Source organism: Streptomyces sp. NPDC005302 (assembly GCF_040607345.1).
GTDB lineage: Bacteria > Actinomycetota > Actinomycetes > Streptomycetales > Streptomycetaceae > Streptomyces.
This window is the reverse complement of the sequence record NZ_JBEXGN010000002.1, coordinates 479,206-496,082: the sequence shown is the minus strand read 5'-3', so window position 1 is coordinate 496,082 and position 16,877 is coordinate 479,206. Positions and strand designations below refer to the sequence as shown.

The following is a 16,877-nucleotide window of genomic DNA, read 5'->3' as shown; positions in this document are numbered from 1 at the left end:
GAGGCGTCACCTGCTGCGATCGTGGCGGCGGAAATCCCCGCGACACCCCGCCGACAGGCGCCTAGCGTGGCCCCATGACCCCGCACGACACCCCCGCCGCCCCCACCCCCCTCACGGTCCGCCCCCTCGCACCCCCCGACATCCCGGACTGGCTGCGCGCGCTGAACACGGGGTTCCTGCGCCCGCCGACGGTGTCCAAGGAGGAGACCGAGGCGCGAGGCTCGGGACTCGTCCTGCCGCGCACCCTGGGCGCGTACGACGGGGACCGCTGCGTGGCGACGTTCCGCTCCTTCCCCCAGGAGCTCACCGTGGTGGGCGGCGCCACCGTCCCCGCGGACGCGATCTCCAGCGTCACCGTCTCGCCCACACACCGCCGCCGCGGCCTCCTCACCCGGATGATGGAGGCCGACCTGGCGGCGGCGAAGGACCGCGGTGACGTCGTCGCGACGCTCATCGCCGCCGAGTACCCGATCTACGGCCGCTACGGCTTCGGCCCCGTCACCACCACCGCCGAGTGGACCATCGACGTCGCGCGCACGGGCCTCGACCCCCGCTGGGCGGGCCCCGGCGACGGCGGCCGCGTCGACCTCGTGGACGCCCAGGACGTGCGCCGCGACGGACCGGGACTGCACGAACGCTTCCGCCGCGGCCGGCCCGGCGCCATCAACCGCGACGACCGCTGGTGGCAGATCAACACCGGTGTCCTGCGGCTCAGCGGCGACCCGTGGAAGGAACCCTTCCACGCCGCGTACCGCTCGGCGTCCGGCGAGATCGAGGGCCTGGTCTCCTACGAGTCCGACGACCACTGGGACGACTCCAACCAGCCGCAGAACACCGCGACGGTGAACTGGCTGATCGCGGTGACGCCGGCGGCGGAACGCGCCCTGTGGCGGTTCCTCTGCTCGGTCGACTGGATCGCCCGGGTCAAGACGGGCGGGCGCGCCCCCGACGACCTGGTGCCGCAGTTCCTGCCGGACCCGCGGGCCGCGCGCATCACGACCCAGTCGGACTGGCTGTGGGTACGCATCCTGGACGTCGTACGGGCCCTGGAGGCACGGACGTACGGCGCTGCCGGGACGCTCGTCCTGGAGGTGACGGACGAGAGCGGGCCGGCGGGTGGCCGCTACCGGCTGCAAGCCGCCGCGGACGGGACCGCGACCTGCGCCCCGACCACCGAGGACGCCCAACTCGCCGTCCCGGTGGCCGACCTGGCCACCCTCTGGCTCGGCGACGACTCCGCGGAGCGGCTCGTGGCGCTCGGCCGGGTCCGGGAACGGCAAGAGGGCGCCGCCTCCGTCGCCGACGCCCTGCTGCGGACGTCCAGGCGACCGTGGTGCCCGGACATCTTCTGAACTACCGCTGTCGGTCCGTCGGTTCTCCCTCCGTGCGGGTGCCGGGCTGTGTCCCGTGGGCTCTGTTCTCCGAGCTCGTAAGCTCTTGATCTCTTGATCCGTAGCGATTCAGTTGTGGTTGTTTTTCTGGTCGTGCGGTGGAGCTGTCGTGCGGTGGTGCGGACCGACCGGGCTCCCGGCTCCCCTCCGGAGGAGAGACCGGTCGGCCGGGCTGGCGGACGGCAGGCGTCCGGTCAGCCGGACTGGGCGAGCAGCATCACGAGGATCACCGCTCCGATTCCGCTGATCATGGTGTTCTTGGCTTTGAGGCCGACGGACAGCGCGACGAACGCGATGATGCCCATCGGTCCGTACCTCCACTGGATGAGCTGTTCGAATCCGATGGCGAGGGCGGCGACGGCGAGGGCGATGAGCGGCATGACGGTCCCTCCTTCGGGACGGGGAGGCGAACCCCGTTGAGGACCGTCCGCCTCGTCACCCGATCCGCGGGCGATGCTCAGGCGGCCAACCCCCGGGAAGCTTGACCATGTTGTGCAAGTTGGCGACCAACTCACTCCTAGTTATCTCCATGTTGGGACGACTCATAACCACCTATCCGGCAACTGCCCAAAGATGGCGGGAAGTTGTAGTGTTTGGTCGTGGAGCCGGAACATGCATCCGTCAACGGGCGGAAGAGGTCGCCACGGTCGCCCAGGTCTCACCGCGAGGTGGCCGAGGAGCTGCGCAGCCGGATCAGGTCCGGTCAGCTGCGGGCCGGTGAGCGCATGCCCACCCAGGCCAGGCTGGCCGACGAGTTCGGCGTCGAGCGCGGCGCGGTGCGCCAGGCGCTGCGCATCCTGCAGTCGGAGCATCTGCTCGTCAATGTGTCCAAGGGGAGTCCGGCGACCGTCGCGGAACCTCCCGAGAGGGCCCTGACCGGCCCGGAAGCCGTGCCGCAGCCGACCACGGTGGCGCTCGGCGCGCGCGTGACGGCCGCGTTCGCCGCTCCTCACGTGGAGATCGACGCGCTGTGTCTCACGTCGATATCGCTGACCCTCGCCATGGGCGAGCCCCTGCGTCAGATTCACGCCGGACGGCTGAAACCGGCCAGGGTGGACGTCCGGGTGCTGCTTCCGAGCAGTGACATCGACCTCGCCTTCCCGGCACCCGTCGACGCCCGCTCCGACAGCCGGCTCCAGCGCAACTGGCTCGCCAACCGCAACGCGCAGGGGCAGGTGCTGCGGCACAACCTGCTGGCCCTGAGGTCCACGCACGGCATCGACGTCGAGGTCACCTTCCGGGCGCTGCCGTTCACCCCGCCGGTGAAGCTGTACCTGCTCAACGGCACCGAGGCCCTCTTCGCGTACTACACGCTCGCCCGGCGTGAGGAGGAGATCGACCATGAGCAGCTGCAGATGTACGACGTCCAGGGCACCCGCTCCACGCTCTTCCCCTTCGCGCAGGGGGCGGGGCTGCGGGACACGACGTTCGTGGAGCAGTCCCACCTGTGGTTCAACGCACTGTGGGAGACCATCAGCTCGGAGCTGGTGCTCTCGGGCTGAGGCCTCCCGGATGCGGTGGCGCGCAGCTCACAGGGCCGGCCCCGAGACCATCAGGGCGAGCACGACCGCCCCGATGGAGCTGCACGTGGGGCTCTTGGCCTTGATCCCGATGGTGAGCAGCAGCAGTCCGACGATGCCGGACGGGCCGTACTGCCACTGGACGAGCTGCTCGAAGCCGACGACGAAGACGGCGGCGAGGAGGGCGATGACGGGCATGGTGGTTCCTCCTGCGGTGCTGGGAGGGCCGGCAGGGGGACCGGCCACGATGGGGAGGCAAAACTTCCGCCAACTTGGCCATGTTGGTTACCAACTATGGTTAAGTTGTCCCCACTTGGCGACTAGTCATAAACAACTTTCAAGCAACTGCCCGTAGATGGACGGTAGTTGTAGCGTTTGGTCGTGACTCAGGAGAACGTGGCCGTGAACGACAGCAGAAAGCTCTCGCCGCAGCAGATCGCCGACACCCTCCGGGAGCGCATACGGGCCGGTGAGCTCAAGGCGGGTGACCGCCTGCCCACCCAGGCCGAGCTGGCCGACGAGTTCGGTGTGGAACGCGGAACCGTCCGCCAGGCCCTCGGCATGCTCCAGACGGACGGCCTCCTCAGCAACGTCAGCAAGGGCAGCCCGCCGCGCATCGCCGACGTCGCTCCCACCCGCGACGGGCCGCAGCCGACGATGGTGGGGCTCGCCCCCCGGCTCACCGAGGCGTTCTCCGTGCCTCACGTGCGCATCGACGCGGCCTGTCTCACGGCGGAGACCCTGATGATGGCGATCAGCGAGCCCGTCCGGCAGATCCACGACGGCAGGCTCCGGCCGCAGTCCATCGACGTCCGTATCCTGCTGCCCTCCCGGGACATCACGCTGGCGTTCCCGGTGCCGGTCCCCGGGCAGGGCGAGGACGACGACGCCGTCCACAAGCGGTGGCTGGGCCAGCGCAACGCGCAGGGGCAGGTGCTGCGGCACAACCTCCAGTCCCTGCGCTCCTCGCACGGCATCGACGTCCGCGTGACCTTCCGCGCGCTGCCCTTCACCCCGCCGGTGAAGCTGTACCTGCTCAACGGGTCCGAGGCGCTGATGGCGTACTACATGATCGCCAGGCGCGAGGAGACCGTGGAGAGCGAGGTCCTGGACATGTACGACACCATCGGCGCCACCTCCCTCCTCTTCTCCTTCGAGAAGCAGGCCGGCCGGCGGGACGCCGCGTTCGTGGAGGAATCGCAGAAGTGGTTCGACGCCCTCTGGGAAACCATCACCACGGACCTGAAACTCTCCTAGTGACTTCTGAAACGGCCCAGGCCGAAGCGACGGCGACACGGACGGCGAAACTCAGGGACGCGATCACCCGCGCCCGCTTCGTGCTCTTCGACTTCGACGGGCCCGTCTGCCGGCTGTTCGCGGGTCATTCGGCGGAGCGGGTGGCCCAGGATCTGGTCGAATGGCTCGAACGGCAGGGGATGCGCGGGCTGCTGACCGCGGAGGAGCGGGTGCACCCCGACCCGATGGTGGTGCTCCACGCGGTCAACCGGCGGCGCCCGCACAGCGATCTGGTGGCCGAGCTGGAGGCGCGGTTCACCCAGCAGGAGCTGAAGGCGGTGGTCTCCGCCTGGCCCACCGCGTACGCCGACCCGGTGATCAGGACCTGGAGCGCGGTGGGCGCCCGTCTCGCGATCACCACCAACAACTCGCCCCAGACCGCCGCGCGTTACCTGGCCGGCCGCGGCCTGACCGAGTGCTTCACCCCCAACATCTACGGTCGCACCCATGACCTGCACCACCTCAAGCCGGACCCGCACTGCCTCCACCGTGCGCTGAACGCCCTGGGCGCGGCTCCCTCCACGGCGCTCATGATCGGCGACGCCCCGTCCGACCTGTACGCGGCCCAGCGCGCCGGAGTCCCCTTCCTCGGCTACGCGCGCAACGAGCGCAAGGAGAAACTGCTGCGCGACGCGGGAGCCGAGGACGTGGTGTCCTCGCTGGAGACCGTTCTGCGGATTCTGCGCGGTCAGCTCTGAGATATGGGTGCGATACGTGCGTGTCATCGGGTACTCGTCAGGGGCCGTGCCGCCCGGACCGCGGCTCGGCAGCCGGTGCGTGGCCAACCCGACCGTGTGAACCTCGCAGGGCGCCGGCCGGCGCCGGCTGCAGGAGTCATGCCTGTTCAGTGCCCGCTTCCGGGTGAAGGGGAGGCCATCCGTTCAGGAAAAGGGGTGAGGTGATCAGAAGAAACCTTCTGGCACCATGCGCACTCGTGGGGGAGTACCGTGCTCCCCTCTTTCCTCATTGGTTGCGGTCTCACGTGAGAGAACGGTCAATGTCAGCCCAATCGGCTTCCCCGGCGTTGCTGCGAGCCGTCGCGGTGAGCGGCGACGCGGCCGCGGTCGAGGGGCCGCTGCACGGCTACCACCACGAGACGTATGTCTTCCCCCTGCCGGGTGTGACCGGGCCGGCCGGGCAGGTCCGCTGGAAGTGCCGGGAGCCGCGCCCCGATCTGCTGTGGTTCGACCGGCGGTGCTTCGCCTCGGAGGAGCAGCTCCTCCGGTCCCTCGAAGGGCGGATCGACGGCATCCCCGAGCTGATCGAAGCGGGTTCCACCCGCCTCCAGCGGTTCGTCGAAGGTCACACGCTGGGCCGGTCGTACGGGTCCGGCACCGAGGTCCCCGAGCAACTCGTCAGCCAAGTCATCAACCTGTTCCGGCAGTTGGCAGCCGTCCGGCCCGGCTCCCTGACCGCCGAGCGCACCTGCGACCCCGCGGACCGCGCGGCCGAGGGGGACAGCTCGGGCTTCCTGGAACGGCTGCTCCTGTTCACGGAGAAGCGGGTGTACCGGCAGAACCTGCCCCGCTTCGCGGGCCTCTTCGGCGACCTCGGGCTGGACGACGGCTCCTTCAAGAAGCTCCGCAGGCGGGTGTCGGGCCTGACCGAGCGCCCCTTCTGCCTGCTGCACGCCGATCTCCACCGCGAGAACTTCGTCGTCGACCCCGAGAACCGGCTCTGGACGATCGACTGGGAGCTGGCGATGTTCGGCGACCCCCTGTACGACCTGGCCACGCACGTCTACCTGATGCGCTACCCGGCGGACCAGGAGCGGCACGTGGTGCGGCGGTGGCGCGAGGCCGTCGACGCCGTCGCGCCCGGCAGTTCGGCCGGGTACGCGGACGATCTGCCGAAACTGCTCGCCTACAAGCGCGCCCAGTCCGTGTTCACCGACGTCATCCGGACGGCCCTGACGCTGGACCCCGGACCGGTGACCGACCGGGAGCCGCTCGACCGCGCGGGCCGCAGGATCGAGAAGGTGCTGATCGCCGCGGAGGTAACGCTGGAGATCGACAGGATGCCGGGCACGGCAGACATTGCCCTCGCGCTTGAGAAGTGGTGCAGGAACGCCTGAATCGGCGTGGGGAAGCGCACCCGCCCCCTCACACCCCCAGCACCACCTTCCCCACCACCCCCCGTCCCTCCACCGCCGCGTGGGCCTCGGCGGCGCGGTCCAGGGGGAACACCTCGCCGATCACCGGGCGCAGTCGGCCCGCTGCCGCCTCTGTCAGGGTGGCCCCGCTGTGGCGGCGCAGGTCGGCGGGGGCGAACTGGACGTCGGTGATGCCGAAGAGGGTGATGGCGCGGCGGCGGGCCTCGGCCGGGTCGACGGGGGAGAAGCCGCCCGAGGGTGCCCCGTGGGCGGAGAAGCGGCCGCCGTCCGCCGTCAACGCGAACGCGGCCAGGCCGAGTTCGCCGCCCACTCCGTCGAGGACGAGGTCCGCGGCCTCCGGCCGGCCGCCGGCGCCTCCGCCGAGGGCCGTGCGCGCGGTGTCCGTCCAGTCCGCACGCGTCACGTCGACGACCGCGTCGGCGCCCAACTCCCGTACCAGCGCGAGCTTCTCGGCTCCCCGGGCCGCTCCGACCACCCGTGCACCGTGGGCATGCGCCAGTTGGACGAGCAGGGTGCCCATGCCTCCGGAGGCGCCGAGGATCAGGACGCGGTCCGTGGCGCCGAGGCCGGTCAGTTCGAGCAGGCCGGCGGCCGTGACGCCGTCGTGGACGAGGGCGGCGGCGGACGAGAGGTCCAGGGCGTCCGGCACGACGGTCAGTGCCGTGACCGGTGCCACGGCCCGTTCGGCGTAGCTGCCCTGCACGAACGCCGTCACCCGGCGGCCGAGCCACTCGGCCGGGACCTCGGGGCCGAGCGCGCTCACCGTCCCGGAGACCCCGCCGCCCGGTACGTACGGAGGCGCCACCTCGAAGAACTCGCCGCCCCAGCCGGCCCGGATCTGGGTCTCCACGAAGATCGTGTCGGAGTACGCCACATCGATGAGGACCTCACCGGCCCCCGGCACCGGATCCGGGACCTCGACCGTGACGAGTACGTCGGGACCGCCGAACTCCTTCACCTGTACTGCTCGCATCAGTCGCTCCTCGGCGTGATCGCGGACGTCGGTGAGGGGTGCCCCTCGCGATCAGTCTTCGACCTCAAGCCCGGTTGAGGTCAAGCGCCCGGATCGCGGGGTGCGTGCGGGCCTGCGGCGCTGCGTACGCTCGGGGCCATGAGCGACACCGGACTGCGTGAACGCAAGAAGCAGCGCATGTACCAGGAGGTCTCCGAGACCGCGATCGGCCTCTTCCTGGAGAAGGGGTTCGACGCCGTGTCCGTCGCCGAGGTCGCGGCCGCCGCCGAGATCTCCAAGCCGACGCTCTTCCGGTACTTCCCCACCAAGGAGGACCTCGTCCTGCACCGTTTCGCCGACCACGAGACGGAGGCGGCGCGGGTGGTCGAGGAGGGCCGGGCGGACGGGCGGTCCGCGATCGACGCCCTGCGCGAGCACTTCCTGGACGGGCTGCGCGGCGAGGACCCCGTCACCGGGCTCAACGCGCACCCCGCGGTGCTCGCCTTCCACCGGCTGCTCTACGGGACACCCGCGCTGGTGGCGCGCCTGGGCGGGTACCTGGAGCGCTCGGAGGCCGCGCTCGCCGCCGTGCTCGCCGAGCCCTTGGGCGACGGGCTCGAAGCGCGGCTCGCCGCCGGGCAGATCACCGCCGTACGCCGGATTCTCGCTCTGGAGAACTGGCGGCGGATCGCGGACGGTGAGCCGGTGGACGCGGTGCGCCCGGAGGCCGTGACCGCCGCCGAGCGGAGTTTCGGACGGCTGGCGGCGGCCCTTCCGGAACTCGCCTGAGGGCGCGGAGCGGCCCACCCGGCATGCCTCGGTAAAAAATATTACTCGGTTACGTTATTCGGCTACGCTGGATGGAATGACGCCACCCGACCCCGCCCCCGGGCGCGCCCACGCCACCCCGCTCACCCGCTCCCTCGACCGTGAGCGCGCCTTCCACGACACCTGTCGCGCCGCCCTCGCCGCGATGGTCGACGGAGCCGAGGAACAGGTCGTCACCGGCGAGGACGTCTCCGCCTCCGGCGCCGACGCGGAGGTGTTGGGGTACGTGCTGCGCAGCCAGGCGAAGGCGTTGCGCGAACTGCCCCAGGGCCCGCTGTTCTTCGGCCGGCTGGACTTCGAGGACGCGGGCGCCGCGGCCGGCGACCACGCCGGGCAGAGCTACCACATCGGGCGGCTGCGGATCAGCGAACGCCCCGCCACCCCGCCCCTCGTCGTCGACTGGCGCGCCCCCGTCTCACGGGCCTTCTACCAGGCGAGCACCCGCGAGCCACAGGGCGTCGCCGTCCGCCGCCGCTTCGGCTGGGCCCCGGGCAGCCGCGGCGACTCCGCCGACCTCACCGGCCTGGAGGACGAGCCCATCGGAGCAGGGCGGCCGGCCGACCCCGGGGGCGGCGCCGACGAGGGCGTGCTCGGCGGCAGCCGCATCCTCGCCGGGGAGATCGAGCGCCCCCGTGTCGGCCCCATGCGGGACATCGCCGCCACCATCCAGCCCGAACAGGACGAGCTGGTACGGGGTGATCTCACGTCCTCCGTCTGTGTGCAGGGCGCCCCGGGCACCGGCAAGACGGCCGTCGGCCTGCACCGGGCCGCGTACCTCCTCTACACGCATCCCCAGCGCATCCGCCGTGGTGGGCTGCTGATCCTCGGCCCCAACCGCACGTTCTTGTCGTACATCGCGGAGGTGCTGCCCGCCCTCGGCGAAACCGGCGTGAGGCAGTCGACGATCGGGGAGGAGATCGCGGACCGGCCCGTGACCGGCGAGGACGAGCCATACACCGCGGTCGTCAAGCACGACGCCCGGATGGCCGAGGTGCTGCGCCGGGCGCTGTACGGCCACGTCGGCGTGCCGGCCGACTCCCTCGCCGTGCCGGACGGTACCTACCGCTGGCGGGTCCCGGTCGGGGTGCTGCGGCGCATCGTGGACGGCGTACGCGCGGAGGAACCTCCGTACGCCGTCGGGCGGGAGCGGGTGCGCACCCGGGTCGTGCACCATGTGCGGGCCCAGGCCGAACTGCGGGCCGGGCCGCAGTCGAGCGCCTGGGCGCAGCGGATCTCGCGGGCCCGGCCCGTCAGTGCGTACGTCGACGCGGTGTGGCCCCGGGTGCGCCCCGAGGAACTGCTCGCCCGGCTGCTCACCGACGCGGACGCGCTGGAGCGGGCCGCCGACGGTGTCCTCGACACCGAGGAACGGAAGGCCCTGCTGTGGGTGAGGCCGCCGCGCTCGTGGAAGTCCGCGCGGTGGTCCGCCGCCGACCTCGTCCTCCTCGACGAGATCGCCGGGCTCGTCGAACACCCCGAGGGCTACGGCCATTTGGTCGTCGACGAGGCGCAGGACCTGTCTCCGATGGAGTGCCGGGCGATCGCCCGGCGGGCCTCCTTCGGATCGCTGACCGTGCTCGGGGACCTCGCGCAGGGCACCACCCCCTGGGCGGCGCGGGACTGGGGCGAACTCCTCGGCCACCTCGGCAAACCGGATGCCGTCGTCGTCCCGCTGACGGTCGGCTTCCGCGTCCCCGAGGCCGTCGTCCGTCTCGCCAACCAGGTGCTGGAACAACTCGATGTGGGCGTACCGCCCGCCCGATCCCTGCGCAGGGAAGGGGAGTTGACGATCCGGCCGGTCCAGGACCCGCTGGCCGGGACCGTCGAGGCGGTGCGCGGCGCGCTCGCGCACGAGGGGTCCATCGGTGTGATCGCCGCCGACCCGGACGTCGCCGGTGTGCGGGAGGCGCTCGGCGCCGCGGGGATCGTCGCGGCCGGTCCCGACGAACCCGGCGCCCGGATCGCGGTGGTGCCCGCGAGCCTCACCAAGGGACTGGAGTACGACCACGTCGTGGCCGTGGAACCGGCCGCGATCGCCGAGGCGGAGGAGCGCGGACTGCACCGGCTCTACGTCGTACTGACCCGCGCGGTCTCGCGGCTCGACGTCGTGCACACCCGTCCGCTGCCCTGGTGACACCGACGACGCCGGCCCCGGCGCCGTCCGCCGTGGCGCTCCGGCCCTCTCACCAGGGCAGCGGACGTCCGTCGCGGAAGAAGCCGCCGGTGGGGCCGTCGTCGGGGAGGGTGGCCGCCCAGAGGACGCTCGCGGCGCCCTCCCCGACGGGGCGGCCGCCCTCCCCGCCCATGTCGGTGGCGACCCAGCCCGGGCAGACCGCGTTCACGAGGATCCCGTCGGAACGCAGTTCGGCCGCGAACATCCTGGTCAGGGCGTTCAGCGCCACCTTCGACGCCGAGTAGGCCGGGGTCCCGCCGCCCATGCTGGTGAGGGACGCCGCCTCGCTGGAGACGTTCACGACGCGCGGGTGCGCGCTCGCGCGCAACTGCGGGAGCAGCGCCCGCGTCAGCCGCCAGGGCCCGTACAGATTGGTCTCGGCCGCCTCGCGCACGACGTCCAGGTCGGCGTTCGTCGCGCGCTGCCAGGTGTCGTACGTGATCGCCGCGTTGTTGATCAGCACGTCGAGGGCGCCGATGTCCCGGGCCGCCGCCGTGACGTCCTCGTCGGAGGTGACGTCGAGGCGGAGCGGGCGGACGTCCCGTCCGCGGATGGCCGCGGCGGCGTCGGCGGCGGCCTTGGCGGACCGGGCCGTCAGGTAGACGGTGTGGCCCTCGGCGCTCAATCGGCGGGCGACCTCCCGGCCGATTCCGCGGTTCGCTCCGGTGACGAGCGCGATCACGAGGGCGCTCCGGCGCTGTCCAGGAGTGGGATCAACTGCTCTTCCTCATAGGTCAGATGGGCTTCGAGTTCGCCGGTGAGGCGGTCCACCTCGGAGCGTACGCGGGCCGGGTCCGTCTGCCCGGGAGCGACGGCGCCGCGCAGTTCCTCCAGCAGTTCGGCGATCCGCGCGTGTTCGCGGCGCAGCCGCTCCAGGAGGGGCGCGGTCCCCGGCCCGCGGCGGGCGAGGAGGGGGAAGATGCCGAGGTCCTCGCCGGTGTGGTGGTTGTGCAGGCCCTGGCAGAGGGTCAGGCAGTTGACGCGGAGCTGGGCGCCGAGGGTCGCCGTGCCCTGGTCCGCCACCTCCCGCCGGATCAGCGCGAGTTCATGCCGGAAGGCATCGTGGACGGCCTTCAGGTACGCGCCCAGGGAACGGCCGCCGAGGTCGGGAGGCCCCTCTTCGGGGAGCGCGCGCAGGGCGACGACAGGGATGACCCGGTCCGTCTTCGCCTGGTAGTCCGCCCAGCCCGGATCGGCCTGCACCGCGCGGGCGAAGACCCGGTCCCGCTCGTCGCGTCCGAGGACGGTGGCCCGCGCCTCGTAGGTGAACACCCCGTCCTCGACGGTCGCCCGCGGGTTCGCGAGGAGATTGCGGAACCAGTCCGGGTCACGGGGCGCACCCCCGGCCGACCCGATGACGAGTACCCGCTCGCCGCCGTCGGGGTAGTAGCCGAGGGGAGTCGTGTGGGGGGTCCCGGTCCGTGCCCCGAGGGTCGTCAGCAGAATCAGCCGAGCCCCCTCGAAAGGACCGCCGACGCGCCCGTCTCGGGCCCGGAATTCATCGATGACCTGCTGATTGAAAGGGTTGGGCATTCTCGGCTTTCTTTTTGGTCTCGGGCATGGCGAATTACCGCGGACGGAATGGGTTCCGGCCGTCCGCGGTGGCGACGGTGAGAAGGGCCCGCGTCCGGGATCACGCAGGCGCGCGAGGGGCACACGGGGCACGCGTACGCGCTTGTGGACCGGCGCGGCATCGCCTAAGGCGGCGGGCAGCCCTGTCGGGCACGGCGTCGTACGAGATCAGAGGCTCGGCACGGCGCGCGCCTCACACGGGGGCGCGGCACAAGCCACTGGTGAAGGGGAAATGCGGGAGGCGGGCCTCTGGCCCGCGCCGGCCTCACTCGGAGGCCGGGCACCCGACTCGCTCACGGCACAAGGCCGACCCGGCAGTCATGGGCGCAACCGTATTGCCTCCGCGCGCGAAAAGGCAATACCCGTTTCCGGTCCCCTTTTCCGGCGGGGTGTTCGATCCGTCGGAAAAGGGGAGAGCGGCGGTGCGGTGGACGTACGGGGAATTCAGGCGTCGAGCGCGGCGACCTCGACGCGGCGGAGGTCGTCCGGTTCCGCGACGACCCTGATCTCGGTGATGAGGCCGTCCTCCGCGATGGCGAAACCGAGGACCAGGCCGAGCCGGCCGAAGGGAGCCATGACGAGCCCGACCGTGCCGTCGAGGAGGGCGGGGCCGGTGAAGCGGGCCCGGCCCGTGGCGGCCATCGCGCCCTTCGCGACCGTGGCCGCCCCGCTGACGAGGACCGGTTCGGGGGTCGGGACGACGGAGCGGTCGGCGTGCAGGACGACATCGGGGTGCAGCAGGGCGACCAGCGCCTCGAAGTCGCCGCCGCGGGTGGCGGCCAGGAACGCCTCGACGACACCGCGCCGCCGGACCAGCTCGGCCTTCGGCAGCGGTGAAGCGCCCTTCACCCGGCGGCGGGCCCGGCTCGCGAGCTGCCGTACGGCGGCGGGCGAACGGTCGAGCAGCGGGGCGATCTCGTCGAACGGCACGGAGAACAGGTCGTGCAGCACGAACGCGAGCCGTTCGGGCGGGGCGAGGGTGTCGAGGACGACCAGCAGAGCCACCCCGACGGAGTCGGCCAGCACCGCCTCCTCCTCGGGGTCGGCGCCGCTCCCGGCGACGGCGGGCCGGTCGGCGACCCGTACGTCGAAGGGCTCCTCGTGGCGGCGCTCCCGCGCGCGCAGCATGTTGAGGCACACCCGCGCCACGATCGTCGTCAGCCAGCCGGCGAGGTTCTCCACGGCGCCGGTGTCGGCGCGGGAGGCCCGCAGCCACGCCTCCTGGACGGCGTCGTCCGCCTCGCTCAGGGAGCCCAGCATCCGGTGGGCGACCGCCCGCAGACGCGGCCGCTGCTCCTCGAAAAGCTCGGCCGACCACGCGATCTCGCTCACCGTGTCACATTCCCTTCGTCCCGGGTGTCAGGGCAATGGAACACCGGAACCCGCCGACGGGGCCCGGGTTTTCGGACCCCGGCCCCGCACACCCTGGGAGCAGCCATGACCACCGACCCGGCGAACCCGACCGGCCTGCCCACCCCGGCCGCCGCCTCCGACAAGGCCCCCACCACCCCGTCCACGATCCTCGTCACCGGCGGCACCGGCACCCTGGGGAGTCTGGTCGTCCCCCTCCTGCGCGAGGCCGGACACCAGGTGCGCGTGCTGAGCCGGCACCGCCGCGAACCCGTCGACGGCGTCACGTACGTGGCCGTCGACCTCCTCAAGACCGAGACCGAGGCCGAGGGTGAGGGCGAGGGCGACGGCATCGAGGCCGCGTTGGACGGCGTCGGCACCGTCCTGCACCTCGCGGGCGGGCCCAAGGGCGACGACCTCGCGACCCGCAACCTGGTCCGCGCCGCGCAGGCCGCGGCCGTACGGCACGTCGTGTACATCTCCGTCATCGGCGCCGACCGCGTTCCGCTCGCCTGGCTCCGGTCCAAGCGGGAGGCCGAGCGCGCGGTCGCCGGGTCGGGGCTGCCGTGGACGACGCTGCGGGCGGCCCAGTTCAACGACCTGACCCTGAAAATGGTCGCCGGGATGGCCAGACTGCCGGTGTTCCCGGCGCCGGGCGGGCTGCGGCTCCAGCCGGTCGACGTCCGCGACGTGGCGGCCCGCATCACGGAACTCACCCTCGGCAGCCCGTCCGGCCTGGTTCCCGACCTCGCGGGGCCGAGGGTCTACGCGCTCGCCGAACTCGCCGACGGCTACGCCCTGGCCCGCGGCAGGCGCCGCCGCCCGCTGCTGCCGGTCCGTATCCCGGGCAAGGCGGGACGCGCCTACCGTGCGGGCGACAACCTCTCACTCACGGGCGCCGAAACCGGCGGGCGCACCTGGGAGGACTTCCTGGCCGAGCGGCTGGGCTAGCGGAGCGGGTGCGCGCGGGCGTGCACCCCGGCGGCGCGGCGGCGGGGGCTCGCCGCCCGCGGCCGGAAAACTCGCTGGACAGCGGCCCCCGGCTCCTTATGATCACCGCATGATCGACGGCAGACTGGTACGGCTGCGGGCGCTGAGCGCCGAGGACCTCGACGCTCACTTCCGGTGGCGCAACGACCCGGAGGTCGTGCACTGGGCCACCGGCGACAACCCCTACTTCGGACCCGTCAGCCGGGAGGCCATGGCCACCTTCCACGAGGCCCGGCTGCGCGACAACCCGAGCAGCGAGCTGACGTTCACCGTGGAGGACCTGGCCGACGGCCGGGCGATCGGCATGGCCGACTACCGCGACCTGGACCCGTTCGCCGGCCGGGCGACGGTGGGCATCACGATCGGGGAGCGCGACCGCTGGGGCGGCGGCTACGGCTCCGAGGCGCTGAGCCTCCTGGTGGGCCACCTCTTCGGGGCCTGCCGTCTGCACCGCGTCGAGCTGGACACCTGGAGCGGCAACGAACGCGCCATGCGCGCCTTCCGCCGGGTCGGCTTCGTCGAGGAGGGGCGCCGCCGGTCCAGCGTCCGGGTGGGGGACGCCTGGTACGACAGCGTCGAGTTCGGCCTCCTGCGCGAGGAGTGGGCCGCCGGCCGCTGAGCATCCCGTACGGCCGCCGCGTCCGCCCCGGCGAGCGGTACCGCCGTACAGAGCGCCGCACATTGCACCGTGCACATTGCACGCCTTTCCACGGGTATCCACACCCTCCCCGCCCCCGGCATGTCACACCTGCCGGGGGCTGTCTCGTCCCAGAGACGAGAGCCGGTCGGGGAAATCAGGAAGGTGATGGTCATGCGGGTGTTCGTGGCGGGCGGTACCGGGGTCCTGGGGCAACGGCTGGTGCCGCAGCTCGTGGCCAGCGGCCACCAGGTGACGGCTACGACGACGAGCACGGCCAAACTGGGTCTGCTGCGGCGACTCGGCGCGGACGGCGTCGTGATGGACGGGCTGGACGCGGTGTCGGTGGGCGAGGCGGTGGCGGGCGCCCGGCCCGACACGATCGTCCACCAGATGACCGCGATCTCCGTGGCCCACGCGGGCAAGCCCGACATCAAGCATCCGGACCGGTGGTTCGCCACCACCAACCGGCTGCGCACCGAGGGGACGGACCATCTGCTGGCCGCGGCCGAGGCGGCCGGTGTCTCCCACGTCGTCGCCCAGGGGTACGCGAGCTGGAACGGCATCCGCGAGGGCGGCTGGGTGAAGACGGAGGACGACCCGCTGGACCTCATGGAGGGGACGGCGGCCCACGGCGGCATGCTCGCGATGCGCCACGTCGAGGACGTCGTCCTCAAGGCCGGCGGAGCGGTCCTGCGCTACGGCGCGTTCTACGGGCCCGGCGCCACCGACGACCAGGTCGAGCTGGTGCGCAGGCGGCAGTTCCCGCTGGTCGGGAGAGGAACCGGGCACAGTTCCTGGGTGCACCTCGACGACGCGGCGAGCGCCACCGTCCTCGCGGTGGAGCAGCGCGTGACGGGCGTGTTCAACATCGTCGACGACGAACCCGCCCCGGCCTCCGCGTGGCTGCCGCACCTGGCCGCGTGCGCCGGGGCGAAACGGCCGATGCGGATCCCCGTGTGGCTGGCGCGCGTGCTCGCCGGGGACCAGGCCGTCGTGATGATGACCGAGGGCCGCGGCTTCTCCAACGCCAAGGCCAGACGCGAGCTCGGCTGGCAGCCCGGCCATCCCTCGTGGCGGACCGGGTTCGAGGAAGCGCTGACGTGACCCGCACCGAGGAGTTCGAGGAACTCAGGCCGCTGCTCTTCGCGATCGCCTACCGGATCCTCGGCAGCGTGACCGAGGCCGAGGACGCGGTCCAGGAGACCTGGCTGCGCTGGGCGGCCTCCACGACACAGCCCCGGTCGGCCCGGGCCTACCTCGCCGCCGTGGTCACCCGGATCTCGATCGACGTCCTGCGCTCGGCCCGGGTCAAGCGCGAGGAGTACGTCGGACCCTGGTTCCCGGAGCCGCTCCTGGACGACCCGTACGAGGATCCGGAGCGGTCGGCGGAGCTGGCCGACTCGCTGTCGATGGCCGCGCTGCTCCTGCTGGAGCGGCTGAGCCCTCTGGAGCGCGCCGTCTTCGTGCTGCGCGAGGTCTTCGGGTTCGGGTTCGCCGACATCGCCACCGCCGTGGGGCGCTCGGACACGGCCTGCCGTCAGCTCGCGGTACGGGCGCGCCGCCACATGGAAGCGGGCCGGCCCCGCTTCGAGGTCGACCGCAGGGCACGCGACGAACTCGCCGGCCGCTTCTTCGACGCGTTCCGTGAGGGCGACGTCGACGCGTTGCGGGAACTGCTCGCCGGGGACGCGCAGTTGGTCGGCGACGGAGGCGGCAAGGCACCGCAACTGGTGGGCGGCGTCAGCGGCGCCGAAAACGTGGCCCGGCTCCTGGCCGCGTTCGCCCCGGGGTTCGACCGGGTCGGGGTCACGCTGCGGCAGCACGAGGTGAACGGCCTGCCGGGTGCGGTCCTGCGCGACCGGGACGGCAGGACCGTCGGCATCTGGTCGTTGGAGACCCTCGACGGGCGCATCGTGACGATCCGCTCGATCATGAACCCCGACAAGCTCACCCACGTGGGCCCAGTGGCAGACGCCTGGGCCCTCGCCGCAGAGGCGGGGGGAGACGAGGGGTGGCCGCCGCGGGGGTGAGGGGTGGAGGGGGTGGGCCGTT

At 72.3% G+C, this 16,877-nt stretch carries 17 protein-coding genes; 11 read left to right on the top strand and 6 right to left on the bottom strand.

Going from position 1 to position 16,877, the window contains the following annotated elements; all coding sequences use genetic code 11:
- Positions 1 to 74: 74 nt before the first annotated feature.
- Positions 75 to 1,352: a GNAT family N-acetyltransferase gene (locus ABZT74_RS04605; protein ID WP_356433374.1), complete on the top strand. Its 1,278-nt coding sequence runs from the start codon at positions 75 to 77 to the stop codon at positions 1,350 to 1,352.
- 233 nt (positions 1,353 to 1,585) lie between these two features.
- Here ABZT74_RS04605 and ABZT74_RS04600 read toward each other — a convergent pair whose 3' ends face one another.
- Positions 1,586 to 1,771 (bottom strand): hypothetical protein, encoded by a 186-nt coding sequence (locus ABZT74_RS04600; protein ID WP_355879083.1) that lies wholly within the window; start codon positions 1,769 to 1,771, stop codon positions 1,586 to 1,588.
- Between the two features lie 213 nt (positions 1,772 to 1,984).
- Here ABZT74_RS04600 and ABZT74_RS04595 point away from each other — a divergent pair, with 213 nt between their 5' ends.
- On the top strand, positions 1,985 to 2,893 hold the full coding sequence (locus ABZT74_RS04595; protein ID WP_355879086.1) for a GntR family transcriptional regulator: 909 nt from the start codon (positions 1,985 to 1,987) through the stop codon (positions 2,891 to 2,893).
- Positions 2,894 to 2,920: 27 nt separating this feature from the next.
- On the opposite strand, the gene ABZT74_RS04590 is transcribed toward ABZT74_RS04595, so the two are convergent.
- On the bottom strand, positions 2,921 to 3,109 hold the full coding sequence (locus ABZT74_RS04590) for a hypothetical protein (RefSeq protein WP_355879089.1): 189 nt from the start codon (positions 3,107 to 3,109) through the stop codon (positions 2,921 to 2,923).
- Between the two features lie 177 nt (positions 3,110 to 3,286).
- Here ABZT74_RS04590 and ABZT74_RS04585 point away from each other — a divergent pair, with 177 nt between their 5' ends.
- The 3 genes from ABZT74_RS04585 (at position 3,287) to ABZT74_RS04575 (ending at position 6,281) form a co-directional block, all read left to right on the top strand.
- Positions 3,287 to 4,168, top strand: a complete 882-nt coding sequence (locus ABZT74_RS04585) for a winged helix-turn-helix domain-containing protein (RefSeq protein WP_356433373.1) — start codon at positions 3,287 to 3,289, stop codon at positions 4,166 to 4,168.
- Positions 4,168 to 4,905, top strand: a complete 738-nt coding sequence (locus ABZT74_RS04580) for an HAD-IA family hydrolase (RefSeq protein WP_356167400.1) — start codon at positions 4,168 to 4,170, stop codon at positions 4,903 to 4,905. Before ABZT74_RS04585 ends, ABZT74_RS04580 begins: the two co-directional genes overlap by 1 nt.
- Positions 4,906 to 5,204: 299 nt before the next feature.
- Complete coding sequence (locus ABZT74_RS04575; protein WP_356433372.1) at positions 5,205 to 6,281, top strand: phosphotransferase; 1,077 nt, start codon at positions 5,205 to 5,207, stop codon at positions 6,279 to 6,281.
- A 28-nt stretch (positions 6,282 to 6,309) separates the two neighbouring features.
- On the opposite strand, the gene ABZT74_RS04570 is transcribed toward ABZT74_RS04575, so the two are convergent.
- Positions 6,310 to 7,293 (bottom strand): zinc-binding dehydrogenase, encoded by a 984-nt coding sequence (locus ABZT74_RS04570; protein ID WP_356433371.1) that lies wholly within the window; start codon positions 7,291 to 7,293, stop codon positions 6,310 to 6,312.
- Between the two features lie 138 nt (positions 7,294 to 7,431).
- On the opposite strand from ABZT74_RS04570, the gene ABZT74_RS04565 reads away from it, so the two are divergent.
- Both ABZT74_RS04565 and ABZT74_RS04560 read left to right on the top strand, forming a co-directional pair.
- Positions 7,432 to 8,061 (top strand): TetR family transcriptional regulator, encoded by a 630-nt coding sequence (locus ABZT74_RS04565; protein ID WP_356433370.1) that lies wholly within the window; start codon positions 7,432 to 7,434, stop codon positions 8,059 to 8,061.
- A gap of 76 nt (positions 8,062 to 8,137) precedes the next feature.
- Positions 8,138 to 10,234, top strand: a complete 2,097-nt coding sequence (locus ABZT74_RS04560) for an AAA family ATPase (RefSeq protein WP_356433369.1) — start codon at positions 8,138 to 8,140, stop codon at positions 10,232 to 10,234.
- A gap of 49 nt (positions 10,235 to 10,283) precedes the next feature.
- Here the strand turns inward: ABZT74_RS04560 and ABZT74_RS04555 are convergent, their stop codons facing one another.
- The 3 genes from ABZT74_RS04555 to ABZT74_RS04545 all read right to left on the bottom strand — a co-directional run bounded on the left by ABZT74_RS04555 (position 10,284) and on the right by ABZT74_RS04545 (position 13,177).
- A complete protein-coding gene (locus ABZT74_RS04555; RefSeq protein ID WP_355879111.1) occupies positions 10,284 to 10,955 on the bottom strand; it encodes an SDR family NAD(P)-dependent oxidoreductase in 672 nt (223 codons plus the stop codon).
- Positions 10,952 to 11,806, bottom strand: a complete 855-nt coding sequence (locus ABZT74_RS04550; protein ID WP_356433368.1) for a nitroreductase/quinone reductase family protein — start codon at positions 11,804 to 11,806, stop codon at positions 10,952 to 10,954. Before ABZT74_RS04550 ends, ABZT74_RS04555 begins: the two co-directional genes overlap by 4 nt.
- Positions 11,807 to 12,289: 483 nt before the next feature.
- Positions 12,290 to 13,177 carry a sigma-70 family RNA polymerase sigma factor gene (locus ABZT74_RS04545; protein WP_356433367.1) on the bottom strand — a complete coding sequence of 296 codons (888 nt, stop codon included), beginning with the start codon at positions 13,175 to 13,177 and terminating at the stop codon, positions 12,290 to 12,292.
- Positions 13,178 to 13,282: 105 nt separating this feature from the next.
- Between ABZT74_RS04545 and ABZT74_RS04540 the strand changes: the two genes are divergently transcribed.
- From ABZT74_RS04540 to ABZT74_RS04525, 4 genes are all read left to right on the top strand, one after another.
- Entirely contained in the window at positions 13,283 to 14,146 is an 864-nt protein-coding gene (locus ABZT74_RS04540) for an SDR family oxidoreductase (RefSeq protein WP_356433366.1), read from the top strand.
- A gap of 109 nt (positions 14,147 to 14,255) precedes the next feature.
- A complete protein-coding gene (locus ABZT74_RS04535) occupies positions 14,256 to 14,804 on the top strand; it encodes a GNAT family protein (RefSeq protein WP_355879123.1) in 549 nt (182 codons plus the stop codon).
- A gap of 186 nt (positions 14,805 to 14,990) precedes the next feature.
- Positions 14,991 to 15,929, top strand: a complete 939-nt coding sequence (locus ABZT74_RS04530) for an NAD(P)-dependent oxidoreductase (protein ID WP_356433365.1) — start codon at positions 14,991 to 14,993, stop codon at positions 15,927 to 15,929.
- The gene (locus ABZT74_RS04525) at positions 15,926 to 16,855 is read left to right on the top strand and encodes an RNA polymerase sigma-70 factor (protein WP_356433364.1); all 930 of its coding nucleotides are present in this window, start codon (positions 15,926 to 15,928) and stop codon (positions 16,853 to 16,855) included. Before ABZT74_RS04530 ends, ABZT74_RS04525 begins: the two co-directional genes overlap by 4 nt.
- Positions 16,856 to 16,877 lie beyond the last annotated feature (22 nt).